The sequence below is a fragment of the Flexivirga sp. G2 genome (assembly GCF_055397625.1).
On the sequence record NZ_AP039675.1, the window covers coordinates 1,905,907 to 1,929,841 of the forward strand.

20 protein-coding genes and 1 riboswitch are annotated in these 23,935 nt (G+C 68.4%); of the genes, 12 read left to right on the forward strand and 8 right to left on the reverse strand.

Annotated features, from left to right (window positions below):
• Positions 1-135: 135 nt before the first annotated feature.
• Positions 136-507, forward strand: coding sequence for an OB-fold nucleic acid binding domain-containing protein (locus ACZ50J_RS09080; protein WP_464300949.1), 372 nt, complete (start codon positions 136-138; stop codon positions 505-507).
• Between the two features lie 185 nt (positions 508-692).
• Here the strand turns inward: ACZ50J_RS09080 and ACZ50J_RS09085 are convergent, their stop codons facing one another.
• Positions 693-1,391: a potassium channel family protein gene (locus ACZ50J_RS09085; RefSeq protein ID WP_464300950.1), complete on the reverse strand. Its 699-nt coding sequence runs from the start codon at positions 1,389-1,391 to the stop codon at positions 693-695.
• A gap of 37 nt (positions 1,392-1,428) precedes the next feature.
• Positions 1,429-2,091, reverse strand: a complete 663-nt coding sequence (locus ACZ50J_RS09090) for a potassium channel family protein (protein ID WP_464300951.1) — start codon at positions 2,089-2,091, stop codon at positions 1,429-1,431.
• 131 nt (positions 2,092-2,222) lie between these two features.
• Here ACZ50J_RS09090 and ACZ50J_RS09095 point away from each other — a divergent pair, with 131 nt between their 5' ends.
• Genes ACZ50J_RS09095 through ACZ50J_RS09115 form a run of 5 tightly spaced genes read left to right on the forward strand, consistent with a single transcriptional unit; the run spans position 2,223 to position 7,806 of the window.
• Positions 2,223-4,226, forward strand: a complete 2,004-nt coding sequence (locus ACZ50J_RS09095) for an APC family permease (RefSeq protein ID WP_464300952.1) — start codon at positions 2,223-2,225, stop codon at positions 4,224-4,226.
• 10 nt (positions 4,227-4,236) lie between these two features.
• Positions 4,237-5,556, forward strand: coding sequence for a class I SAM-dependent RNA methyltransferase (locus ACZ50J_RS09100; protein WP_464300953.1), 1,320 nt, complete (start codon positions 4,237-4,239; stop codon positions 5,554-5,556).
• A gap of 27 nt (positions 5,557-5,583) precedes the next feature.
• Positions 5,584-6,339, forward strand: a complete 756-nt coding sequence (locus ACZ50J_RS09105) for a GNAT family N-acetyltransferase (RefSeq protein ID WP_464300954.1) — start codon at positions 5,584-5,586, stop codon at positions 6,337-6,339.
• Between the two features lie 42 nt (positions 6,340-6,381).
• Entirely contained in the window at positions 6,382-6,921 is a 540-nt protein-coding gene (locus tag ACZ50J_RS09110) for a TIGR03086 family metal-binding protein (protein WP_464300955.1), read from the forward strand.
• A gap of 39 nt (positions 6,922-6,960) precedes the next feature.
• Positions 6,961-7,806, forward strand: coding sequence for an LLM class flavin-dependent oxidoreductase (locus ACZ50J_RS09115; RefSeq protein ID WP_464300956.1), 846 nt, complete (start codon positions 6,961-6,963; stop codon positions 7,804-7,806).
• Here the strand turns inward: ACZ50J_RS09115 and ACZ50J_RS09120 are convergent.
• The gene (locus tag ACZ50J_RS09120; RefSeq protein WP_464300957.1) at positions 7,782-9,116 is read right to left on the reverse strand and encodes a hypothetical protein; all 1,335 of its coding nucleotides are present in this window, start codon (positions 9,114-9,116) and stop codon (positions 7,782-7,784) included. The two genes, ACZ50J_RS09115 and ACZ50J_RS09120, sit on opposite strands and share 25 nt — an antisense overlap.
• A 251-nt stretch (positions 9,117-9,367) precedes the next feature.
• On the opposite strand from ACZ50J_RS09120, the gene acnA reads away from it, so the two are divergent.
• Both acnA and ACZ50J_RS09130 read left to right on the forward strand, forming a co-directional pair.
• Positions 9,368-12,046 carry an aconitate hydratase AcnA gene (acnA, locus tag ACZ50J_RS09125; protein ID WP_464300958.1) on the forward strand — a complete coding sequence of 893 codons (2,679 nt, stop codon included), beginning with the start codon at positions 9,368-9,370 and terminating at the stop codon, positions 12,044-12,046.
• Positions 12,047-12,313: 267 nt separating this feature from the next.
• Positions 12,314-13,666, forward strand: a complete 1,353-nt coding sequence (locus ACZ50J_RS09130) for a peptidase C39 family protein (RefSeq protein WP_464300959.1) — start codon at positions 12,314-12,316, stop codon at positions 13,664-13,666.
• An 87-nt stretch (positions 13,667-13,753) separates the two neighbouring features.
• Here the strand turns inward: ACZ50J_RS09130 and ACZ50J_RS09135 are convergent, their stop codons facing one another.
• The 3 genes from ACZ50J_RS09135 to ACZ50J_RS09145 all read right to left on the reverse strand — a co-directional run bounded on the left by ACZ50J_RS09135 (position 13,754) and on the right by ACZ50J_RS09145 (position 16,499).
• Positions 13,754-14,440 carry an energy-coupling factor transporter transmembrane component T family protein gene (locus tag ACZ50J_RS09135; RefSeq protein ID WP_464300960.1) on the reverse strand — a complete coding sequence of 229 codons (687 nt, stop codon included), beginning with the start codon at positions 14,438-14,440 and terminating at the stop codon, positions 13,754-13,756.
• 8 nt (positions 14,441-14,448) lie between these two features.
• The gene (locus tag ACZ50J_RS09140) at positions 14,449-15,873 is read right to left on the reverse strand and encodes an ABC transporter ATP-binding protein (protein ID WP_464300961.1); all 1,425 of its coding nucleotides are present in this window, start codon (positions 15,871-15,873) and stop codon (positions 14,449-14,451) included.
• Complete coding sequence (locus tag ACZ50J_RS09145) at positions 15,870-16,499, reverse strand: ECF transporter S component (protein ID WP_464300962.1); 630 nt, start codon at positions 16,497-16,499, stop codon at positions 15,870-15,872. The genes ACZ50J_RS09140 and ACZ50J_RS09145 overlap by 4 nt, the downstream gene beginning before the upstream one ends.
• Positions 16,490-16,593, reverse strand: a riboswitch (TPP riboswitch). Its footprint overlaps the gene before it by 10 nt.
• Positions 16,594-16,725: 132 nt before the next feature.
• On the opposite strand from ACZ50J_RS09145, the gene dxs reads away from it, so the two are divergent.
• Positions 16,726-18,603, forward strand: a complete 1,878-nt coding sequence (dxs, locus tag ACZ50J_RS09150) for a 1-deoxy-D-xylulose-5-phosphate synthase (RefSeq protein WP_464300963.1) — start codon at positions 16,726-16,728, stop codon at positions 18,601-18,603.
• Between the two features lie 37 nt (positions 18,604-18,640).
• Entirely contained in the window at positions 18,641-19,633 is a 993-nt protein-coding gene (locus tag ACZ50J_RS09155) for a phosphotransferase (RefSeq protein ID WP_464300964.1), read from the forward strand.
• Here ACZ50J_RS09155 and ACZ50J_RS09160 read toward each other — a convergent pair.
• Positions 19,590-20,651, reverse strand: coding sequence for an FUSC family protein (locus tag ACZ50J_RS09160; protein WP_464300965.1), 1,062 nt, complete (start codon positions 20,649-20,651; stop codon positions 19,590-19,592). The genes ACZ50J_RS09155 and ACZ50J_RS09160 overlap by 44 nt on opposite strands.
• 124 nt (positions 20,652-20,775) lie before the next feature.
• On the opposite strand from ACZ50J_RS09160, the gene ACZ50J_RS09165 reads away from it, so the two are divergent.
• A complete protein-coding gene (locus ACZ50J_RS09165) occupies positions 20,776-21,348 on the forward strand; it encodes a hypothetical protein (RefSeq protein WP_464300966.1) in 573 nt (190 codons plus the stop codon).
• A 194-nt stretch (positions 21,349-21,542) separates the two neighbouring features.
• Entirely contained in the window at positions 21,543-23,060 is a 1,518-nt protein-coding gene (locus ACZ50J_RS09170; RefSeq protein WP_464300967.1) for a DEAD/DEAH box helicase, read from the forward strand.
• A gap of 62 nt (positions 23,061-23,122) precedes the next feature.
• Here ACZ50J_RS09170 and ACZ50J_RS09175 read toward each other — a convergent pair whose 3' ends face one another.
• On the reverse strand, positions 23,123-23,908 hold the full coding sequence (locus ACZ50J_RS09175; protein WP_464300968.1) for a glycerophosphodiester phosphodiesterase: 786 nt from the start codon (positions 23,906-23,908) through the stop codon (positions 23,123-23,125).
• Positions 23,909-23,935: the final 27 nt, after the last annotated feature.

Genomic DNA, 23,935 nt, shown 5'->3' on the forward strand with positions numbered 1-23,935 from the left:
AGCGCAGCGAGCGGTCTATCGAACCCCGGACAAATGACGACGCTCGACGCACGAGGGAGTCGGCATGAGCGAGCGCAGCGAGCGGCTCATTGGACTCCGGGCGAATGACGACGCCCGAGGCACGAGGGAGTCGGCATGAGTTGGAAGACGTCCCTGGGCAAGGTCACTGACCGGTTGACGAAGTCGGACGACCTGCTGGAGAGCGACGACCTGCAGGCCTCGACCCGCAAGATGGGTGCGACGCCGATCTGCGATGCGGCCGACCGTTCGATCGCCTGCTGCTGCGGCACTGTGCGCAGCGTGAGCCTGCGTCCGCGGGCCGACTCGGTGCCGGCCATGGTCGTCGACCTGGACGACGGCAGCCGCACGATGAACCTCGTCTGGCTCGGCCGGCGCAAGATAGCCGGCATCGACCCGGGCACCTACCTGAAGGTGACCGGGCGCGTCACCTACATCAAGGGGACGCCGACGATCTTCAACCCGTCGTACGAGATCAAGTCGCGCTGAGCCTCCGGCTCAGGTTCCGGCACCGAAGTGCCTACTGTCGCCAGTTGGTCGCCCGAAATGCGCTGGTATCGCGAGAAAGTGACGACAGTAGCGACCCTGTTGCCTGAACCGGCGCGAGCGGGCGAGAAAGTGACGACAGTAGCGAGATAATTGGCGCTGCTGTCACCGCACGCGCTGGCCGAAACTCAGTCGCCGGCGGGGGAGTGCGTCCGGATCTGATCGGCCGGGCGACCGGTGAGCACCGCGCCGAGCGATTGCTCGGCCTCGGGCGTCGCGAGCAGCAAGAGCTCGTCGAGACCTTCGATGGCGTCGTACTGGTCCGGAGCCATCGGCACGTTGTCGCGGATGATGCCGACGAGCACACAGTCCGGCGGCAGCTGCAGCTGACCGACCGCGACACCGACGTTGGGGCTGTCGGCGGGCACGGTGATCTCGACCATCGTGGCCTTGCCCTGCTGGAACTGGAACAAGCGGACCAGGTCGCCGACGCTGACGGCCTCCTCGACGAGCGCGGTCATCAGGCGCGGCGTCGAGACCGCGACATCGACGCCCCAGGCCTCGTCGAACATCCACTCGTTCTTCGGGTTGTTCACGCGAGCGACGGTGCGGTTGATGCCGAACTCGGTCTTGGCCAGCAGTGAGACCACGAGGTTGACCTTGTCGTCGCCGGTCGCGCAGACGACGACCTCGCAGGTCTCCAGATTGGCCTCCCGGAGGGTGGACATCTCACACGCGTCGGCCAGCAGCCAGGACGCCTCGGGGACAGCGCTGGAGCGGTCCTCGTCGGCATACTTGTCGATGATCAGCACTTGGTGGTGACGCAGGATCAACTCGCGGGCGATGGAACGCCCCACGCTTCCGGCCCCGACGACAACAACTCGCATCTGATGAATCTCCTTGGGATTACAGCTGTTTCGTGGGTCAGTCGACCGGTTTGACGGACTTGAGGGTGTCTTCGATCTGCTGCACGCGGTCGGCCGGGAGGCTCAGCTGCAGCAGATCGCCCTCCTGGAAGACGGCATCCGCGTCGGGCACCAGGCCGTCGCCGAGTCGGGTCAGATAGGCGACCCGCGAGCCGGTCGCCTCCTCGATGCGCCGCAACGGCGTGCCGACCCACGACGGATGCGGCGGGACCTCGGCGATCATCACCTTGCCGCTGGCGTCCGTGTGCAACGGCAGCGCACCCAGCGGCAGGATCTTGCGCACGATCTGGTCACTGGTCCAGCGCACGGTCGCAACGGTCGGTATGCCGAGCCGCTCGTAGACCTCCGCACGGCCCGGGTCGTAGATGCGCGCGACGACGTTCTGCACACCGAAGGTCTCGCGGGCCACGCGCGCCGCCAGGATGTTGGAGTTGTCACCGCTGCTGACGGCGGCGAACGCGTCGGCTTTCTTGATGCCGGACCGCAGCAGCGTGTCGCGGTCGAATCCGATGCCCGGGACGCGCAAGCCCTCGAAGCTGGGCCCGAGACGACGGAACGCCGCTTCGTCGCGGTCGATCACTGCGACCTCGTGCCCGTGCTTCTCCAAACTCAGCGCCAGCATGGAGCCGACACGACCACAACCCATGATCACGAAGTACACGGAGGGAACGCTACCCGAGCGCGCGGACGGAGCCGTCATACGGCCCACGCGGCGGATGTGAGCAAACTCGCCGGTGCCCAGCAGGTGGCGAATGTCCGGTTGCGGCGCGATGCGTCATACACTCACGCGTTGTGTCTGGGACCGGTCGCGCACTGAAGCGCCTCGTCGTCGGTCGCGCGATGCGCAGCGACAAACTCGGCGAAACTCTGCTGCCGAAGAAGCTCGCATTGCCGATCTTCGCAAGTGATGCGTTGTCGTCGGTGGCCTACGCGCCCGACGAGATCCTGCTGACCCTGGGGCTGGCCGGCGGTTCGTTCGCCTTCACCCACTCGTGGCAGATCACCCTCGGCGTCGTCTGCGTCATGGCCGTGGTCGTCGCGTCCTACCGACAGAACGTGCACGCCTACCCGTCCGGTGGCGGTGACTACGAGGTCGCGACGACGAACCTCGGGCCGAAGGCCGGGTTGACCGTCGCATCGGCATTGTTGGTGGATTACACACTCACCGTCGCGGTGTCGATCTCGTCCGGTGTCCAGAACGCCGCGTCCGCGCTACCGGCGATCCACGGTCACGAGGTGATCGTGGCGGTCTTCCTGATCGTCGCGCTGACCGCGATGAACCTGCGCGGTGTGCGCGAGTCGGGCAGCTTCTTCGCCATACCCGTCTATCTGTTCATGATCGGCGTCATCGGGCTGGCGATCGTGGGCACCGCCCGCAAGCTGCTCGGCGACCTGCCGATGTCCGAGAGCGCGAAGTTCACCCTGGCGCCGCAGCCGCACATGGACACGCTCGGCCAGGTCGCCCTGATCTTCCTGCTGTTGCGGGCCTTCTCCAGCGGTTGCGCGGCACTGACCGGTGTCGAGGCCATCTCCAACGGCGTGCCCGCGTTCCAGAAGCCGAAGAGCAAGAACGCCGGCACCACGCTGTTGCTGATGGGGACCATCTCGGTCGTCATGCTGGTGTCGATCGTGACGCTGGCCAACTGGACCGGCATACACATCCAGGACCCGGACCACCCGGGCAACCTGCTGCTGGACGGAAAGCCGGTCACCCATTACAACGAGGACACCGTGCTCGGCCAGCTGTCGCACGCGGTCTTCCACGGCTTCCCGCCCGGAATCGTCTTCCTGGCCATCGTGACCGGTGTCATCCTCGTGCTGGCCGCCAACACCGCCTTCAACGGATTCCCGGTGCTGGCCTCGATCCTCGCCCGCGACGGGTGGCTGCCCCGGCAGCTGCACACCCGCGGCGACCGGCTGGCCTACTCCAACGGCATCCTGATCCTCGCCGGCATGGCCATGCTGCTGGTCATCGTGTATGACGCAGAACCGACCCGCCTCATCCAGCTCTACATCGTCGGCGTGTTCGTCTCGTTCACCACCAGCCAGATCGGCATGATCCGGCACTGGAACCGCAACCTGAAGGCGGAGAATCCGCCGACCGCACCGGCCCGGATGAAGCGAGCGCGGGTCATCAACGCGGTCGGTGCAGCGATGTCCGGGACCGTCCTCGTCGTCGTGCTGCTGACGAAGTTCACCCATGGTGCGGGGTACGCAGTGGCCGCGATGGTCGTGCTGTTCGCGCTGATGGTCCAGATCCGGCGCCATTACACCCGGGTCAGCGAGGAGCTGCGGCTCGCGGAGTCCGCCGACGACCAGTTGCTGCCGTCCCGCGTCCACGCGATCGTGCTGGTCTCCAAGCTGCACAAGCCGGCCATGCGGGCGCTCGCCTACGCCCGCGCCACGCGGCCGTCGGTGCTCGAGGCGGTCACAGTCGACGTCGACCCCGAGGACACGCGTGCTCTGCAGGAGGAATGGGAGCGGCGCGAGATTCCGGTGACGCTGAAGACCATCTCCTCGCCATACCGGGAGATCACCCGCCCGATCATCAAGTACGTCAAGACGATTCGCCGGGACAGCCCCCGCGACGTGGTGATGGTCTACATCCCGGAGTATGTCGTCGGCCGGTGGTACGAACAGCTGCTGCACAACCAGTCTGCACTGCGACTGAAGTCGCGGCTGCTCTTCACTCCGGGCGTGATGGTCGCCAGCGTGCCGTGGCAGCTGCGGTCCAGCCAGGGCCACGAGCAGGACTACGACGGACCGCGACCGGGCTCGGTCCGGCGCGGACGATGAGGGAACGGCGATGAGCAAGGGCAAGCGGCCGGCGGCCACGCGGCGCGGCAATCAGCGACGCGGTGACCAGCGGCGAGGCGACCAGCGACGACGCACGGCCGCTCAGGGCGACTCGCTCGTCGGCACCGAGGTCGAGGTGGAGGTCGGCGACGTGGCTCACGGCGGACACTGCGTCGCGCGGCACGATGGCCGGGTCGTCTTCCTCCGGCACGCGTTGCCCGGTGAGCGCGTCGTGGCCCGCATCACCGACGGGGGCACGGCGTCGCGCTTCCTGCGCGCGGACGCCGTGCGCGTGCTGGACGCCTCACCGGAGCGTCGTGAGGCGCCGTGCCGTTTCGCCGGACCGGGTGGTTGCGGCGGCTGCGACTGGCAGCACACGTCCGCGGCGTTCGGCCGGGAGCTGAAGACCCGCGTCGTGCGTGAGCAGTTGCGCCGGCTCGCCGGGATCGACTGGGACGGCGTGGTCGAGCCGGTCCCGGGCGACCAGGAGGGCCTGCGCTGGCGGACCCGCGTGGAGTTCTCCGTGTCGCCGGATCGCCGGCTCGGACTGCGCAAGCACCGCTCCCACGACGTCGTGGCGGTCGACGACTGCCTGATCGCGGTGCCCGAGATCGCGGCCACCGGGCTGCTCGAGGAACCCGTCGAACCGCATGTCACGGGAGTCGACGTCGCCGTCGCGTCCGACCGTGAGGTCGTGGCCGTCGATCTGCCGGTGCGCGACTCCGGCGTCCCGAACGTGGTCGAGCAGGTCGCCCCGAACGGCGTTGCGGCACGAGGCTTCCGGGTGTCTTCCCGCGGCTTCTGGCAGGTGCACCCGGGCGCGGCGGCAACCTTCGTCACAGCGGCCCTGGAAGGCTTGCAGCCGCGGCCGGGGGAGCGCGCGCTGGACCTGTATGCCGGCGTCGGTGTGTTCACCGCGTTCCTCGCGGACGCGGTCGGGCCCACGGGTCGCGTCCTGGGTCTCGAGGGCGACTCACGGGCAGTGCGCGATGCCGGACCGAACCTCACCGGTGTGGGGCATGCCTCTCTGCAGCGTGCCGACATCGGCCGGGACGGCTGGCAGGCGGCGATGGACGAGACGCTCGAATCCGTCGATCTGGTCGTGCTGGACCCGCCGCGGTCCGGCGCCGGCCGTGCCGTGATCGGCGACGTCCTGGCGCGCAGGCCGCGTCGGGCGGCATACATCGCCTGTGACCCGGCCGCGCTGGCGCGTGACCTGTCGTATGCCGCGGACGCCGGCTACCGCGTCGTGTCGGTGCGGGCGTTCGACGCCTTCCCGATGACCCATCACATCGAGTGCGTGGCGATCCTGGAACCCGCAGCGGACTGACATCGGAGGCCCGACGATGATGTCGGTATGACGATCTGTGAGAACGCCGGTGGGTCGGTCGGTCCGATGGACTCGGCGAGCGCGCTGGACAACCCGGTCTGGTCCTCGGCCGGGGGACCGTTGGCCGAGAGTTTCCTTCGTCGTGGCGCAGCCGTCGTGCTCGATCGTGAGGTGTCCCCGTTCGTCGGTCTGCCGACGTCACCGACTTCGAAGGACTGGTCCGACCTGGCGGTGCTGCTCGGTGCCGGGGGTAGTGGACTTTTCGCTGCTGACCTGCTCGACGCGCCGGCCGGGTGGACACCGATCGCTCAGGTGCCCGGTGTGCAACTGGTCGCCGAGACCCTGCGGACGGCACCGGAGCCGGAGGCGGTGCCGCTCGGACCGGACGACGTTCCCGAGATGCTCGACCTGGTCGCACGCACCGAACCCGGGCCCTTCCTGCCGCGCACGATCGAGCTCGGCAGCTATCTCGGCATCCGCATCGACGGCGCACTCGCCGCGATGGCCGGCGAGCGCCTGCGTCCGCCGGGCTGGACCGAGATCAGTGCGGTGTGCACGGACGAGCGGTTTCGCGGCCTGGGCCTGGCGACCCGGCTGATCCGAGCGGTCGCCCACGGGATCGAGCAGCGTGGCGAACTCCCGATGCTGCACACGGGTGCCGGCAACGCGTTGGCCATCGCGTTGTACGAACGCCTCGGTTTCCGACTCCGCCGCAAGCTGTATTTTCAGAGTTTCCAAGCTCCTTCGGCGCTCAACGACGACGCGGGCGCGGTCGCTGGCTAGATTGATCTGCGAGAGATTCCTGCGACCCGCGAGGTGACCCTGATGTTCGATCTGGAACCGGGAACGACCACCATGAGCCGGCTGGTGTCGGGAGTCCAGGACGAGCACCTCGCCCTGCGGACACCCTGCAGCGACTGGACGGTGGCGGACCTGCTCGCACACGTGCACCAGTTCACCAGCGTGTTCACGACGAACGCCGCGAAGGCGGCTGCGGACCCTCCGCAGTCACTGGTCGACGACTGGCGCACCGCGATCCCGACTGCGCTCGGGCAGTTGGCGTCGGCGTGGCAGGACGAATCCGCTTGGCAGGGAAAGACGTCCGCCGGTGGCGTCGAGATGGACGCCGCCGACAACGCGCTGGTGGCGATGGAGGAGTTGACGGTCCACGGGTGGGACCTCGCCCGGGCCACCGGCCAGCAGGCATCCGCGACGGACGACCAGCTGGACCGGGTCGACTCGTTCTTCGAGCTCTTCGGCGGTGCACCCTTCGGGCCGCCCACCGAGCCGCCCGCCGATGCGGACAGACTGGCGCGGACGATCGCCCGCACCGGGCGTGATCCGCAGTGGCGATCTCAACACTGAGCGGATGCGCCCTGCGTCATACCGGCAGAAGCTGGCTGTATGACGACACAACTTCCGAACATCGACGTCATCGCCAACCCGCAACCCGACCCGCAGGCGTGGCGCACCCTGCCGCGCGAGCTCGAGGCGGACGGCTTCCACGGGGTGGTCTGCCCGGACAACCCGTGGTCGGCCGACCCGTTCCAGCTGATGGCCATCGCCGCGTCGGTGACCACGTCCTTGCACGTCGGAACGCACGTCCTCGCGGCGCCGTTGCGCGAACCCACCGAGGTCGCTGACCAGACCCGATCGCTTGCGACCCTGAGCGGTGGCCGCTTCGGACTCGGACTCGGCACCGGCCTGCCGATGATCCATGAGTTCGCGCAGCGCGCCGGACGTCCGGCGATGGATGGCCGCGCGTCCCGTGACTGGGTGACGACAGCGGCCCGGCAGGTCCGGGCCGCAGACCTGCCGGGCCAGGTCCCGATTACGGTGGCCGCGGGCGGGCCCAGAGCCTTGGCCGTTGCCGCCGAAACGGCCGATGAAGTGGCGCTTGCGCTCCGTCCGACGGCCACGACGGAGGACGTGGCCGGCATGGTGCAGTCCGCGAATCGCCTTGCACAGCAACACGATCGACGGATCACCTTCGTCGTCAACCCGATCGGTGTCGGCGACCTTCTCGTGGGCTTCCACGGCAATGGCCAGTCCGCTGCAGACCTGCGCGCGAGCGGCGCGTTCGCGCTGCTGCCCGAGCGCGCGGATGACGTCGCAGCGATGCTCGCTTCGTGGCGGGCCGACCTCGGTATCAGTCGGATCGTGGTTTCCGAGGACCTGCGCGAGGAACTGGCGGCGGTGCTGCGTGCTGCCTTACGCGCGGCACGTCAGTCCCGAGGCGGCGCCACCTGATGGAACCAGTGCAACGTGTCGGTCACCCCGGCGACCGCCGAGCCGAGATGCCGCGAACCGGCATAGTCCGGCGTGCCCAGCTCGTCGGTGCGCACGGCGGTCCCGTGCTGCCGTAGCGACGTCATACAGGCCGCGGTGTTCGCGTTGACCGCCTGCTCGTCGTTCTTCGCGTAGTCGAGACGCACGGACGTCGAGAGTCGCGCGGCACACACCGCGTCCGCAGTTCGCAGTCCCCGGGCCAGTCCTCCCGTCGGGTGTTGCAGCTGCTGGAAACCCTTGGCAGTCAACAGTTTCTGCAGACTGCTCGGGAGCGCCCTCATCATGTCCTGGCCCGGAACCTCACTGTTGAAGAGCGTCTCGACGCGATCGGCGTACGGCTGCCGGAAGAGTTCGGCGGGGGAGCGGTAGACGCCGTACACCCGGTCGTATGACGTCAGCAGGTAACTGACGTAGGGCACCGCGACCTGGGGCGGGATCGACCCGTTGAGCAGGGCGGGGAGTTCGGTCGAGCGGAATGCATAGGCGCCGCTGACCGGTGCCACCGCGCGTACTCGGAAGCTCGGGTCGGCACCGTCCTGGAGGCTGCGTGCCAGGGCCAGCGCGGCCGACGCGCCCTGTGAGAAACCGGTCGCCAGCACGTCGGAGCCGGTCCGGGTCGCCAGGCCGGCCGTGTAAGCGCGAGCGGCTCGCAACAGGTCGAGGGACGCGGCGCTCTCCGACGGTGCGTCGAACCAGGGTTGTGGGCCCGGCCCCACGCCGAGACCGAGGTAGTCGGGCGCCACCGCGGCGTACCCGGCGGACGCGTAGGCGACCGCCGGCGCCGAGGTGAATCCGTCCTCGGGGAGGGACGACGGGGCATCGCCGCGGTAGCTGGTGGTGCCGTGCGCGAACGAGACGGTTGTCAGCGTGCCGGTCGGCCCGACCGGTAGCGCCAGCAGTCCGCTCGCGGTCGTCGGCCGGCCGTGCGGATCGACCGTGCGGTAGACCACCCGCAGGAGCCGCACTCCGTGACGGACGCCCGCGGCACTGAACTCCGCGTGCTTCAGGTACTTCCGGGTGCCGCTCTCGCTGAGTGTCCGCAACGGCTCGACCCAGAGCGGTGTGCCCCGTGCGGTGCTCGGCGTCGCGGCGGTCTCGGTCTGCTGCCGTGCGGCCGGTGCTGCACGGCTGGGTCCACTGCTCCCGAGAGCGGCAGCGCTCCCGGCGATCAGCAGTATGGCGGTGCCGTACCGAAGACACCGGCGGAGTCGGGCCGGGCGGCCACGCAGCGGCGTCGTGTCCGGGCGTGGTGGTGAGGTGCGCTTGTTCATGCTCTCGACGCTAGGAACGACGGCCGGCGAGCGCAGTGGGCCTGCCACCACTTCCGCGGTGGAGGTAGGCCGCTGATCTGTCCGGCGGCCGCCCTCGAAGGTGCGATCGGTGGCAGGATCGAGGTCGTGGTCAACGGCCTCCGGGAGTTAGGCAGACCTTCGCTGAATCCGCACCGGCCGCTGTGATTAACTTATCTTGACGTCAAGATAAAGCCGTCCGCTAGTGCCAGAGACGAAGGAGTCGGCAGCGCATGAGCACCAATAGTTTCGGAGCCAAGGACACGCTCGCAGTGGGCGAGAAGTCCTATGAGATCTACCGCTTGGACAAGGTCGAGGGCAGCACGAACCTGCCGTTCAGCCTGAAGGTCCTGCTCGAGTGCCTGCTGCGCACCGAGGACGGCGCCAACATCACCCAGGATCACATCAACGGCGTCGGTCAGTGGGATGAGAACGCGAACCCCAGCACCGAGATCCAGTTCACGCCGGCGCGCGTGATCATGCAGGACTTCACCGGTGTGCCGTGTGTGGTCGACCTGGCCACCATGCGCGAGGCCGTCAGCGCCCTCGGCGGTGACGCCAAGAAGATCAACCCGCTGGCTCCGGCCGAGATGGTCATCGACCACTCCGTCATCATCGACGTCGCCGGTCGTCCGGACGCCTTCGAGAAGAACGTCGAGATCGAGTACGGCCGCAACCGCGAGCGCTACCAGTTCCTGCGCTGGGGCCAGACCGCGTTCGACGACTTCAAGGTCGTTCCCCCGGGCACCGGCATCGTCCACCAGGTCAACATCGAGCACCTGGCCCGTGGCGTCATGACGCGGGAGAACGCCGAGGGCGCCGTGCAGGCCTACCCGGACAGCTGTGTCGGCACCGACAGCCACACCACCATGGTCAACGGCCTGGGTGTGCTCGGCTGGGGCGTCGGTGGCATCGAGGCCGAGGCCGCGATGCTCGGACAGCCGGTTTCGATGCTCATCCCGCGCGTGGTCGGCTTCAAGTTGACCGGCGAGATCCCTTCGGGCGCAACGGCAACCGACGTCGTGCTGACGATCACCCAGATGCTCCGCGAGCACGGTGTGGTCGGCAAGTTCGTCGAGTTCTACGGCGAGGGTGTGGCCTCCGTGCCGCTCGCCAACCGCGCCACGATCGGCAACATGAGCCCCGAGTTCGGCTCCACCTGCGCGATCTTCCCGGTCGACGACGTCACCCTGGACTACCTGCGTCTCACCGGCCGCCCGGACGACCAGGTGGCGCTCGTCGAGGCCTACGCCAAGGAGCAGGGTCTCTGGCACGACCCGAGCGTCGAGCCGCGCTTCTCCGAGCGCCTCGAGCTCGACCTGTCCACGGTCGTGCCGTCGATCGCCGGTCCGAAGCGCCCGCAGGACCGCATCGTCGTGTCCGACGCCAAGCAGCAGTTCGACCTGGACGTCAAGAACTACGGCGTCGAGGGCAGCCTGCGCGAAGCCGAGGTCAAGCCCGCCGAAGGCGCGGCATACGGCCTGAAGGACGGCGCGGTCGTGATCGCCTCGATCACCAGCTGCACCAACACCTCCAACCCGTCGGTGATGATGGCCGCCGCGCTGCTCGCCAAGAACGCCGTCGAGAAGGGCCTCACGGTGCCGCCGTGGGTCAAGACCTCCATGGCACCGGGTTCGCAGGTCGTCACCGGCTACTACGACAAGGCCGGCATGTGGCCCTACCTGGAGAAGCTCGGCTTCTACCTGGTCGGCTACGGCTGCACCACCTGCATCGGCAACTCGGGTCCGTTGGCCGACGAGATCTCGGCGGCGGTGCAGGAGAACGACCTCACGGTCGTGTCGGTGCTCTCGGGCAACCGCAACTTCGAGGGCCGCATCAACCCCGACGTGAAGATGAACTACCTGGCATCGCCGCCGCTGGTCATCGCCTACGCGCTCGCGGGCACGATGAACTTCGACTTCGACTCCGACCCGCTCGGTCAGGACCAGCAGGGCAACGACGTCTTCCTGAAGGACATCTGGCCCAACCCGGCCGACGTCGAGTCGACGATCGCCTCGTCGATGGACCGCGACATGTTCATCAAGGACTACGCCGACGTGTTCGCCGGTGACGAGCGCTGGCAGTCGCTGCCGACGCCCGAGGGCGACATCTTCGAGTGGGACGCCGAGTCGACCTACGTGCGCAAGCCCCCGTACTTCGAAGGTATGGCGAAGGACCCGTCGCCGGTCGAGGACATCGCGGGCGCGCGGGTGCTCGCCAAGCTGGGCGACTCGGTCACGACCGACCACATCAGCCCGGCAGGTTCGATCAAGGGCGACAGCCCGGCGGGCAAGTACCTGTCCGAGCACGGCATCGAGCGCAAGGACTTCAACTCCTACGGCTCGCGTCGTGGCAACCACGAGGTCATGGTGCGCGGCACCTTCGCCAACATCCGGCTGCGCAACCAGCTGCTGGACGACGTCGAGGGTGGCTTCACCCGCGACTTCACCGCGGGCGGCGAGCAGGCTGCGATCTTCGACGCCGCGCAGAACTACGAGAAGGCCGGCATCCCGCTGGTCGTGCTCGCCGGCAAGGAGTACGGCACCGGCAGCTCGCGTGACTGGGCCGCCAAGGGCACCATGCTGCTCGGCGTCCGGGCCGTCATCGCCGAGTCGTTCGAGCGGATCCACCGCTCCAACCTGATCGGCATGGGCGTCCTGCCGCTGCAGTACCCCGAAGGCCAGAACATCGAGTCGCTCGGCCTGTCCGGCACCGAGACGTTCGACATCACGGGTGTCACCGCGCTCAACGAGGGCAAGGGCATTCCGAAGACGGTCCACGTCACCGCGGCCAAGGAGGACGGCACAAAGGTGGAGTTCGACGCGGTCGTCCGCATCGACACACCCGGTGAGGCCGACTACTACCGCAACGGCGGCATCCTGCAGTACGTGCTGCGGTCCCTCGTGGGCTGAGTCGTCTGCTCCGACTCCTCGCAGCACAACGGGATGCCCCCGCCGAACACGTTCGGCGGGGGCATCCCGTTGTGCTGGTCGTGCCGTCGGCTCGTCGTTCGGCTGGGTCGTCGTCGGCTGTCCGGTGGCCCGGCGCTTCGTTCGGCCGGGTCGTCGTCGGCTGTGGCCGGGTTCGTGCGGAAAGAATTTGCACCCGAGCGACAACTGCGAGCTTCCTTTACGCAAGACTGGACTGATCGTCCCCCGACGGCCCAAGGAGTCTGGATCATGTCCGATCGTTCCGCGCTGCTCCCCACAGTGCACCTGCCCTCTGCCACACGCCGGCAGGTGGTTCTCGGCAGTATGGCGGCCGGAGGTGCGTTGCTGTTCGGCGCGCCGGTCGCGTCCGCGGCGACTCGCACCGCGGCCGCCGCTACATCGGATCGGCACATCCGCTACCACCGGTTCACCGGCGCCCGGGCGTGGGCGCACGGTCACGGTGCCGGAGTGCACGCGGACGAGCACGGGCTGCGGATCTCCCGGCCGTCCGGGACTCGCGAATTCGCTGATCCCACAGTCGAAAACGCGCCCACGAAGCTGTATGACGTCAGCACCTGGACCTCGCCCTGGCGGGCCAACGGCTTCGGCCTGACCGAGCTGATCAGCTCGTGGAACGCCGACACCCCGAACGGCACCTGGGTCGAGATCAATGTGCGCGGGCACGCCGACGACGGCACGCTGACCGACTGGTTCGTGCTGGGCCGCTGGTGCAGCAACGACCCCGACCAGGGTGGCGCCATACAACGGCAGTCGCTGGACGGTCAGGACACCGACTACGCCACGGTGTGGACCGACACCTTCCACATGCTGAACGACCACACGCTCACCGACTTCCAGCTGCGGATCCAACTACTGCGTCCCAACGGCACGCGGTTGACACCCACCGTGCGATTCCTCGGTGCGGTCGCGTCCGCGCTGCCGGACGATCCCACCGTCCCCGGCAGCACCTTCACCCTCGGTCGCGAGCACATCCTGGACGTGCCGACCTTCTCGCAGGAGAAGCACGCCGGCCAATACCCGCAGTGGGACAACGGGGGAGAGGCGTGGTGCTCACCGACGTCTTCCTCGATGGTGCTGGCGTACTGGAAGAAGGGCCCGAGCGCGGCCGAGCTCTCCTGGGTGGACCCGGCATACGAGGACCCGCAGGTCGACTTCGCGGCACGCAACACCTTCGACTACGTCTACGACGGTTGCGGCAACTGGCCGTTCAACACGGCATACACGGGCAGTCGCGGACTGGAGGGTTTCGTGACCCGGCTGCGCAGCCTGGCCGAGGCGGAGCCGTTCATCGCCGCCGGCATGCCGGTGATCACCTCGGTCTCCTTCAAGAGCTCTGAGCTGGACGGTGCGGGCTACTCCACCAACGGTCACCTGATGGTGCTGGTCGGCTTCACCGCCGACGGCGACCCGGTGATGAACGACCCGGCCTCACACCTGATCAAGGACAACAACGAGGTGCGGGTCACCTACAAGCGCGAGCAGTTCGAGAACGTCTGGGTCCCGCACAGCGGCGGCACGGTTTACATCAACCACCCTGCGAAGCTGCGGCTCCCGCGCGCCCCGCACGAAGCCAACTGGTGACCCCTCATCCCGAGTGACGGCTTCTTCGGCGAGTGACGGTCCGAAGGCGCCGTCACTCGCCGAGAGAGCCGTCACTCGTGGCCGGTCTCAGGCGAGGCGGAGGGCGACCGGCAGGAGGATCGTCACCACCACAGCCACGGCGACGACGCCGGTGTCGCATCGCCGCCAGGGTGACTCCTGCGCCCAGCTGCGCCGGTGCGCCGTGGCGAAGCCACGAGCGTCCATCGCCAGTGAGAGCTGAGTGGCTCCGCGCATGGCCGACACCAGCAAGCCGAAGGTGAGCGGGCCGGTCGCGGCCACCCGTGCGAGCGGACTGCGGCTCGGCCCGAAGCCGCGGATGCGACGGGTGTGCTGGAGTTGTTCGAACGTGTCGCCCAGTCGGTCGAAGCGGGTCAGCGATGCGGTGAACGCACCGACGAATCGTGCCGGCAGCCTGAGGTTCTGGGCCAACGCGTCGCCGAATCGCATCGGGTCGATGAATGCCGCGACGATCGCACCGGGCAGCGCGAGCACCAGGATGCGGCCGGCGGCCGTCGTGGCGAGCGACGGGTCGTGCCCACCGAGCAGCCACGAGGACCACCAGAGCGAGATCGCCGCGAAGCCGACCGCAACCAGACGCCATCGCAGCGGACGCCAGGCCGGGACGACGAGGACCGCCAGCACGGCATACACGGCGACGATCACGAGTGCCGTCGTCGGCCGGTCGACGAGGAAGGACCCGATCACGGCGGTGAATCCGAACGCCAGCAGGGCGAGCGGATTTGCCTGTGTCATCACGTGTTTCATCCGACAGCCTGCCCGTTCTTCAGCTGTATGACGGTGTCCGACAGCTCCACCAGCGCATGATCGTGCGTGGCGGTGGCGACGGTCGCACCGGCGTGACGCGCGGCGAGCGCCCATCCCGTCACGGCAGCCCAGGTGTGTCGGTCCTGCCCGACGGTCGGCTCATCCAGCAGTACCACCGACGGACGGTGCGCGAGCGCGGCCAGCACAGCCAGCCGTCGCTGTTCCCCACCGGAGAGCTGGAACGGGTTGGCACCCGCCAGATGGTCCAGGCGCATCAGCCCCAACAGGCCGTCGACGTCGACCGACCGACCGAGTCGGGTTGCGGTGCAAGCGATTTCGTCGCGCACGGTCGTTCGGAGGAAGCCGTGCTCGGGATTCTGCGGGACGAAACCGGCGGCCGCGGCGAGCTGCCGGGAACGGCGATGCACGAACGGCGGTTCGGCTCCGGTGATGGTCCCGGCGGATGGCCGCAGCATGCCGGCGAAGGCCGCGAGCAGGGTCGACTTGCCCGCGCCCGACGGGCCGACCAGGGCAGTCAGTCGAGCGGCCTGCAGGTCGGTCGTCACGCCGTCGAGCGCCCGGTGGGTCACCCTGCCCTGCAGCGATCGGACGGTCAGGTCGATGTGCAACGCCTCGGTGTGCAAGGCAGGCCCCGGGCGGTCGGGAGTCACCCAACCCGGAGCGACCGCGACCGGCGTCGGGTCCGGTGCGCCCGGCATCCACACACCCGCGTCCAGCATCTGCTGCGTGTGGTCGGTGACGAAGCGCGACGGGGTGGTGTCGGCGACCACCTGTCCGTGGTCGAGCACCATGACCCGATCGCACTGCGGGAGCCACGGCCCGATCCGGTGCTCGACGACGACCGTGGTCGCACCGGTCGCGCGCGCCACGTCCAGGACGCATCGCCGCACCTGGTCCGCGGTCTCGTCGTCGAGCATCGACGTCGGTTCGTCCAACAGCAACAGCCCGGGTCGGATGGCGAGCACGCCGGCCAGCGCGAGACGCTGCAGCTCGCCGCCGGACAGTGCCGTGGTCTGCCGGTTCACGTCATACGGCAGACCCACCCGGGTGAGACCGTCATGGACCCGGCGCCAGATCTCGTCGCGGGGGAGTGCGAGGTTCTCCGGGCCGAAGGCGACCTCACGGCCGATGGTCGCCGCCACCAGCGAGTCCGCCGGGTTCTGCAACAGCATCCCGGAGGGGGCGTCGACCTCGACCGTGCCGGACTGGTCGCCGGGGACGGCCTCGCCCAGTAGACCCGCCAATGCCCGCAGCAGCGTCGATTTGCCGGCGCCGCTGCCGCCGGCCAACAGGACGATCTGGCCGGGGGAGAAACTGAGGTCTAGACCGCTGATGACCTCTTCGCGACGCCCCAACGGACGCCAGCCGAAGCCGCGGAAGGAGGCGTGTGCCCCGCTCACACCGCGTTGCGGGCGTGATGCTCACGTCCCGCGCCGAACGCGTCGAGCACGCCGGTGGCGGCCAGCGCACGGACCAGGATCCAGCCGACGACGCCGGCGAGGATCGCTCCGGAGAGCATGGTGCAGCCGAGGTAGGCCAGCTTGTAGTTCCAGGTCCACGCCGAGTAGTAGCTGTGCCACTCGTAGAAGATCTCGAACGCTCCGGCCATCGCTCCGCCGAGCGCCGCGATGACGACACCGAAACGCTTGTAGAGGACCAGCGCGAGTACGACCTCGACGCCGAGGCCCTGCAGCAGACCGGACATCAGGGTGCTGGCGCCCCACTGGTTGCCCACGAGCATCTCAACGGCGGCGGCGATGAATTCGGTGGCAAGAGCGGCACCGGGTTTGCGCACGACCAGGCCGCCGAGGACGCCGCCGAGCAGCCACGGCCCGGCGAGCAGCCCGAGTACCGGTGGAGCCGTGAAGAGTCCGAGGGTGCTGATTCCCAGCCATGCCTTCGACCACGCCCAGAAGACGACACCGGACGCGACACCGAGCGTGGCGACGGTGACCAGGTCGATGGTGCGATAGGCGAGCAGTGCGGTGATCGCGGACCGTTCGCCGGGCGCGCTGACAGTAGCCATTGATGACTCCCTTCGCCGGTGCTAACCGGAGCAGGTTCAAGGGTCTGCGGGCGAGCCGCACTCTCAGCGCCGAAGCGCTCCCCTGTCGGTGGATGTATCCGTCCACGGTACCAGCGGCATCGTGGTGCAACCGACGGGCCGGGTGAGGCGTCCTGACAGGGTGCGAGTGCACCGACGCGTAGACTCGATCGACGCGTAATCCGAAGGAACGAAAGGCGCGAACGACGTGGGACTGCTCGACACGATCTCCTCACCCGAGGACCTGCGGCGGCTTCCCGCGGAACGCCTGGACGATCTCGCGGCGGAGATCCGCGAGTTCCTGGTCGACTCGGTCTCGCGCACCGGAGGCCACCTCGGACCCAATCTGGGTGTCGTGGAGCTCACCATCGCCATCCACCGCGTCTTCGAGTCGCCTTCGGACTCCATTGTTTTCGACACCGGGCACCAGTCCTACGTGCACAAGCTGCTGACCGGGCGGCACGACTTCTCGAAGCTGAAGAAGCAGGGCGGGTTGTCCGGGTACCCGTCGCGTGCGGAGTCCGAGCACGACATCGTCGAGAGCTCGCACGCGTCGTCCTCCCTGTCCTGGGCAGAAGGCATCGCCAAGGCGCGGGTGCTCAGCGGTGAGCCGCACCGCCATACCGTCGCGGTGATCGGGGACGGGGCACTCACCGGCGGTATGTCGTGGGAGGCCATCAACAACATCGCGGTCGAGCGTGACCTGCCGCTCGTCATCGTCGTCAACGACAACGAGCGCAGCTACGCGCCGACTATCGGCGGTCTCGCCGATCACCTCGCGGCGTTGCGGACCACGCGGAAGTACGAGCAGATGCTCGACTGGGGCAAGACGACGCTCAAGGGTGTGCCGAAGGTCGGTGGCCTCGCCTACGAGACGCTGCACGGCGTCAAACGCGGGATCAAGGACATCGTCTACCCGCAGCAGGGCATGTTCGAGGACCTCGGCATCAAGTATGTCGGGCCGGTCGACGGGCACGACGAGGCCGCGATCGAGCAGGCGTTGCGCCGCGCGCGGGCCTTCGGTGCTCCGTGCATCGTCCACGTGATCACCGAGAAGGGGCGCGGCTACCAGCCGGCCCTGGACGACAAGGCCGATCACATGCACGGCATCGGCAAGATCAACCCGGAGACCGGGCTGCCCTTCGAGGTGGCCGGTCGCATCTGGACCGACGAGTTCAGCGACGAGATGGTGCGTCTGGGCGCCGAGCGACCGGACCTGGTCGCGATCACGGCGGCGATGATGATCCCGGTCGGGCTCGACAAGTTCGCCGAGGTCTATCCGCAGCGCGTCATCGATGTCGGCATCGCCGAACAGCACGCAGTCACCATGGCCTCGGGCCTGGCGTACGGCGGTATGCATCCGGTCGTCGCGGTCTACGCGACCTTCCTCAACCGGGCGTTCGACCAGATGCTGATGGACGCCGGATTGCACCACGCCGGAGTCACTTTCGTGCTCGACCGGGCCGGCATCACCGGCTCCGACGGGGCATCGCACAACGGCATGTGGGACATGTCGATCTGCTCGATCGTCCCGGGGCTGCGGCTCGCGGCGCCGCGTGACGGCGAGCAGGTCAAGGCCCAGCTGCGCGAGGCCGTCGAGGTCGCCGACGCGCCGACGGTGATCCGTTTCCCGAAGGGTGACGTCGCCGAACCACTGACGGCGGTGCGCACCGACGGTGCACTGGACGTGTTGCACGACGCGACCGATCCCCAGGTGCTGATCGTCGGTGTGGGCGCGATGTGCCCGACCGCGTTGCAGGTCGCGGAAAAGCTTGAGGCACAAGGACATTCGGCACTAGTGGTCGACCCCCGATGGGTGCTGCCGGTGTCCGAGGATGTCATTTGCCTCGCCCGCACGGTGCAGCACGTCGTGGTGATCGAGGACAACCTGGTGACGTCCGGTGTCGGTGTCGCGACGGCACACGCCCTCGGCGCGGCGGACGTCTCCGCCCGGGTCCACTCGTTCGGCATACCGAAGGAGTACCTCGAGCACGCCTCTCGCGGGCAGGTGCTCGAGGCGATCGGCCTGACACCCGATGTCATCGGCACGCAGCTGATTGCGCGCCTGTCCGCGCACGACAGCTGATCGAGTAGCGACGAAGGAGCGTATCGAGATCCCGCCGGTGCCCAATTCCCAACTCTGGCAGAGCGACTCCTGGCGGCAGGAGGCGACGCGCTGGATCGACGAATCGCTCGAACGCCGGGGCCTCACCCGGGTGCCGGTGACGCCACGACAGCCGCGTGTCCGCGCGTGGTCGACCCAGCTGGTCGTCGACACCTCCGCCGGCCGCGCCTGGTTCAAGGCGTGCTCGCCGAGCACCTCGCCGGAACCTGCCATCTACCGGCTGCTCACCCGCGTCGCACCGGACCGATTGCCGGAGACATGGGCGTCGGACGATGAGCGCGGCTGGCTGTTGATGCCCGATCACGGACCGCAGCTGCGCGCGGTCGCCGACGCGGACAGCATCGTCGGACTCTGGTCGGGCGTGCTGCGCCGGTATGCCCGGCTGCAGCGCGCGTCGACCGAGGTCGTTGACGATCTCGTGGCTGCCGGCGTGCCGCGGTGGCAACCGCAGGACCTGGTGAGTCACTGGCTCGCGGGCAGGGGTGCCGACTCGCCGGCAACGGAGCAACCGTTGCGCGAGGCCGCGGCGCACCTGATCGACTCCGACCTGCCGGACGCGATCCAGCACAACGACCTGCACGCCGGCAACGTCTTCTGCGCGGACGGCTCGGCAGCGGCCATACACGACTCGCGGTTCTTCGACTGGGGCGACGCGTATGTCGGAAACCCGTTGTGTTCGTTGCTGATCGCGCTGGCCGGCCCGTCATACCACTTCGGGTTGCCGGTCGACCACGAGCGCGATGCGCGACTGATGCGGTCCTACGCGTCGGCCTGGGCCGACCGGGTGCCGAGCGCTCGATTGATCGAGCTGCTGCCCGACGCGTTGCTCATCGCGAACCTCGCCCGGATCCGCGCGAACGAACGTGCGCTACTGCATGCCACCGAGGCCGAGCGTGCCGAATGGACGCCGAAGATCATTGACCCGGTTGTCGAGCAGATTCACACAGCTACCGGTGTCCCGATGCCGGCGAACGAAGTGGTCGCCGACTGAGCAATCGCGGCCACGGGACGAGCATGGCCAGCGCGATGACCGCACCCAGTGCGGTCTCCAGGGCGCGGTCCGCCAGCACCGATCCGATCGGCCGTTCGGCCGACAGCTGACCCATGAGCAGAGCCAACGGCGTGATGGCGAGCAGGGCGATCGCGTAGTTGCGACCGACCAGCAACTCGGCTGCCATCTGCAGGATCATGATGAGCAGGACCGTCATGATCGGCGACGGGTGCGTCTCGAGCAGCGGCCATGCCACCAGCACGCCGGCCAACGTGCCGACCACACGGTGTATGCCGCGCACGATCTGAGTCTGCCGACGTGGCCCGGTCAACGTCGCGACGACCGCGACCATCGCCCACGACGGATGGGAGCCGCCCAGACTTGTCGAAATGCTGCCGGCCACCAGGATGCCGATCAGTAGTCGTAGCAGCGTGATTCGCTGAACAGGGTCACGCAGGGTGCCATTCAGGTCGGCGCCGGGAACGACGGCCCGCGGGCGCTGCCTGGGTTCGCGCAGCGCGCCGATGCGACCGACCAACATGGCGAATGCCGCGCTGCACGCGGCAACAGCAGCGGCGATCGGAACCAGTCTCGGCTGGCCAGGGATCGATGCGGAGACCGTGATCCCGAAGACCAGGAAGATGGAGCCGGGAGGGTGCCAGCGAAACGCCGAGGAGACGACCTGCCCGGTGATGGCCACCAGCGCCGCGCCGGGAACCGTCCACCAGGCACGACCAGGCAGCAAGGCGATGGTCGCGCCGAGCACCACGGACAGGGTGAGGAACAGACCGGCCATGGCCTGCATGCCGGTTCGCTCGGCGTACCCGCTGCGCCGACCGTAGAGCGAGGTGAAGGCGCCGAACGCGGCATACGCGGCCCAATCGGTGCGATCGATCAAGACCAGCATCAGCAGCGGTATGGCGACCGAAATGCCCGCGCGCGCCGCGACGCGATGAGCGCCCGCATGCGGTCCGAAGACGAATGCGGTGCGGATCGGGCTCGTCGCAGCATCATTCATCGGTGCTTCAAGTTTATCGCTGTGTGAGCGTGTTCCTCCCCATCCTGATTGTCGTGCTGCTCACACGGATCGCTTGCGCGGGTCACCGACGACCGATATCCAGGTGGGTATGGGAGCACACGACATGGCAACACACGGACTCGTGACCGAGGCATGGCCACCGGGAACGAAACCGGCCGGCCGGGTCGCGAAGCGGGTGATCGTTCTGCCGGGTGGCGCCTATCCGATCGACGCGCCGCTGCTGTTCTGGACGGGCATCGGACTCGTGGAGGACGGATGGTTCGTCCAGGTGGTGCGCTGGCAGCGGCCGCCGACCGAGTTGGTGGAGGGAGCTCTCGAACTCGCGCTGCGCGAGGCGCCGGCTGCCGACCAGACCCTCGTCGTGGCCAAGTCGCTTGGCACGTATGCCGCGCCGGCGGCGGCCGAGCTCGGCCTGCCCGCTGTGTGGTTGACGCCGGTTCTGTCGGACGAGGCTGTGGCGCAGGCTCTTTCGGCATACCCGGCTCCGCAATTGGTTGTCGGTGGCTCGGCCGACTCCTTGTGGCCGCCTGACGTGCCCCGGCCGTCCGGCGAGGTGATGTATGTCGACGGCGCCGACCACGCGATGCACCGTGGGGGAGTACGCGAGAGCAACCGGGTTCACATGGACGTCGTCGATCGAGTGCGTGAGTTCGCGAAGTCCCTCGATCGGCGGTAGTGAGATCTGCGTCACGAGTCTGCTTGGAAAGGCTGCCGATTCGTCAAGACCACGGGTGACCCGATAACCTGTGGGCATCTGCTCGTCACAGTTCTCGCCACGAGTTGATCCGCATGTCGAGCACGCTCCATGCGCAGCCCCTGATCTCAGGAACCGGCTGGTCAGGCGAGGCAACCGAAGAGAACGTAGCTTTTGTGACCTCATCGTTCGATGCCCTCGGCGTGCCCGCACGCCTCGTTGAAATCCTTGCCGCACAGGACATTTCGACGCCCACCCCGATCCAAGCGGCAACCCTGCCGGACTCGCTGGCCGGTCGTGACGTCCTCGGCCGTGGCCGCACCGGTAGTGGCAAGACGTATGCCTTCGCGCTGCCGCTCGTCGCCCGACTGCAGGAGAAGCGGACCAAGCGGCTTCCGGGCCGGCCCCGCGCGTTGATCCTGGCCCCGACTCGTGAGCTGGTCACGCAGATCCAGGACTCGCTCCAACCCCTCGCCGATGCGGCACAGTTGACCACCCTCACCGTCTTCGGCGGCGTCGGCCAGAACCCGCAGGTGCGCGGATTGCGTTCCGGTGTGGACATTGTCATCGCCTGCCCTGGTCGGCTCGAGGACCTGATCAGCCAGGGACACTGCTCCCTCGCGTCGGTCGAGATCACTGTGCTGGACGAGGCCGACCACATGGCCGACCTCGGCTTCCTGCCCGGCGTTCGTCGACTGCTGAAGCAGACTCCGACGTCCGGCCAGCGGCTGCTGTTCTCGGCCACTCTCGACAAGGCGATCGACGTCCTGGTCCGCGAGTTCCTGCGCAAGCCGGTGACGCACGAGGCGGATTCGGCCCAGTCGCCGGTCGCCAAGATGAGCCATCACGTGCTGCACATCTCCAGCCGCGAGCTGCGTGTCCCCGTGCTCGCCGACCTCGCATCAGCTCCTGGCCGCACGGTCGTCTTCACCCGCACGAAGTACGGCGCCAAGGCACTGGCCCGCCAGCTGAACAAGCGCGGTGTGCCGTCGGTCGACCTGCACGGCAACCTCGGCCAGAACGCCCGGACGCGCAATCTCGCTGCGTTCCACTCCGGAGCGGCGAACACGCTCGTCGCCACCGATGTCGCGGCTCGGGGCATCCACGTCGACGACGTCGCACTCGTGGTGCACGCCGATCCGCCGGCCGAGCACAAGGCCTACTTGCACCGCTCCGGTCGTACGGCGCGCGCCGGCGCCGAGGGCACGGTCATCACGCTGATGACCGATGACCAGCGCAACGACGTACGCGGCCTGACCAAGGCGGCCGGCATCAAACCGACGACGACCCGGGTCGCCGACACCGACCATCCCGTGTTGCGCGAACTCGCCCCGGGTGAGCGCGTGTTCGTCGACGGCGGGTATGTCGCCGCACCAACCGGCCAGCAGACCACCAAGACGGGTGGCAGCCGCAACGGCCAGGGGAGCGCCGGCAAGCAGGGCAATGGCAAGCCGAGCAACGGTCAGCGGTCCGGCCGCAATCGCGGCATTGGAAACGGCACTGGCGCCGGCACCGGAAACGGTGCTGGCAACGGTCGTCGCCGGAACAAGAACCGTGCCGACAGTCGGGGCGCGGCGAACGGCTCGGGTAAGGCGTCCGGCGGCGGCCAGCGTCGCTCCGGTGGTGCCGGCGGCTCGGGACGCCCGAACGGCGGCGGGCACTCCGCAGCGGCCTTCAGCTCCGGACGTCGCTGACCCTGCCGTTCACAACCGGCGACGGTCGCCGGTTGGGGTGTTCGGACCCCGAGCCGGCCGCGTCAGCCGACCCACTGACCGCGCGCGAGCAACACCTCGCGCAGCGTGTCGGCGCGGTCGGTCATGATCCCGTCGACTCCGAGATCCAACAGATCGTGCATCTGTGTGGCGTCGTCGATGGTCCAGACGTGCACCTGCACACCAGCACGGTGTGCCCGGCGCAGTGACGCTTCCGTGACGACTCGGATCAGGCCTGCTGCGCGGGGCACCTGGAGGCAGTCGACGGCGCGAAGTGCGTTCTGACCCAACGGAGTTCGTGTCCACGACGGGATCGGGCCGCCCATCACGAAGCGACTGATCACCGACTTTCCGCCCGAGGTGGCGACCGGTCGGGACAGGCCGCGCAGTACGGCCCGCCGGCGCGTGTCCGAGAACGAGGCCACGCACACCCGATCGTGGGCGCGGTGGCGCTCGATGGTCGCCACCAGCGGTTCGACCGCCGCGGCGGTCTTGCAGTCGATGTTCACCCGCAGCAGCGGCCACGACTCGAGCACTGCGTCGAGGGTCGGGATCTCCTCGGTCCCGGCGATCTTCGCCGCACGCACGACGTTCCAGGGCAACCGACCGACCACACCGCTTCCGTCGGTGACCCGGTCCAGCCGGTCGTCATGGAATGCGATGAGCGTGCCGTCGGAGGTGGCGTGCACGTCGGTCTCGACATACCGGAAGCCGAGGTCGACGGCGGCGGCGAACGCCGCGAGGGAGTTCTCCGGTGCGTTCCGGCCGGTGAAGCCGCGATGTGCCATCGCGATGATGCCGGGATGGTCGAAGAATGCGGTGCGTGCCACCCCTGAAGTCTAGGCAGACGCACCCCA

What these genes read in the sequence shown, in the direction of transcription:
- ACZ50J_RS09080 (WP_464300949.1), top strand. Translation starts at nt 136, where the DNA reads ATGAGTTGGAAGACGTCCCTGGGCAAGGTCACTGACCGGTTGACGAAG.
- ACZ50J_RS09085 (WP_464300950.1), bottom strand. Translation starts at nt 1,391, where the DNA reads ATGCGAGTTGTTGTCGTCGGGGCCGGAAGCGTGGGGCGTTCCATCGCC.
- ACZ50J_RS09100 (WP_464300953.1), top strand. Translation starts at nt 4,237, where the DNA reads ATGAGCAAGGGCAAGCGGCCGGCGGCCACGCGGCGCGGCAATCAGCGA.
- ACZ50J_RS09105 (WP_464300954.1), top strand. Translation starts at nt 5,584, where the DNA reads ATGACGATCTGTGAGAACGCCGGTGGGTCGGTCGGTCCGATGGACTCG.
- ACZ50J_RS09110 (WP_464300955.1), top strand. Translation starts at nt 6,382, where the DNA reads ATGTTCGATCTGGAACCGGGAACGACCACCATGAGCCGGCTGGTGTCG.
- ACZ50J_RS09115 (WP_464300956.1), top strand. Translation starts at nt 6,961, where the DNA reads ATGACGACACAACTTCCGAACATCGACGTCATCGCCAACCCGCAACCC.
- ACZ50J_RS09120 (WP_464300957.1), bottom strand. Translation starts at nt 9,116, where the DNA reads ATGAACAAGCGCACCTCACCACCACGCCCGGACACGACGCCGCTGCGT.
- acnA (WP_464300958.1), top strand. Translation starts at nt 9,368, where the DNA reads ATGAGCACCAATAGTTTCGGAGCCAAGGACACGCTCGCAGTGGGCGAG.
- ACZ50J_RS09130 (WP_464300959.1), top strand. Translation starts at nt 12,314, where the DNA reads ATGTCCGATCGTTCCGCGCTGCTCCCCACAGTGCACCTGCCCTCTGCC.
- ACZ50J_RS09135 (WP_464300960.1), bottom strand. Translation starts at nt 14,440, where the DNA reads ATGACACAGGCAAATCCGCTCGCCCTGCTGGCGTTCGGATTCACCGCC.
- ACZ50J_RS09145 (WP_464300962.1), bottom strand. Translation starts at nt 16,499, where the DNA reads ATGGCTACTGTCAGCGCGCCCGGCGAACGGTCCGCGATCACCGCACTG.
- ACZ50J_RS09160 (WP_464300965.1), bottom strand. Translation starts at nt 20,651, where the DNA reads ATGAATGATGCTGCGACGAGCCCGATCCGCACCGCATTCGTCTTCGGA.
- ACZ50J_RS09165 (WP_464300966.1), top strand. Translation starts at nt 20,776, where the DNA reads ATGGCAACACACGGACTCGTGACCGAGGCATGGCCACCGGGAACGAAA.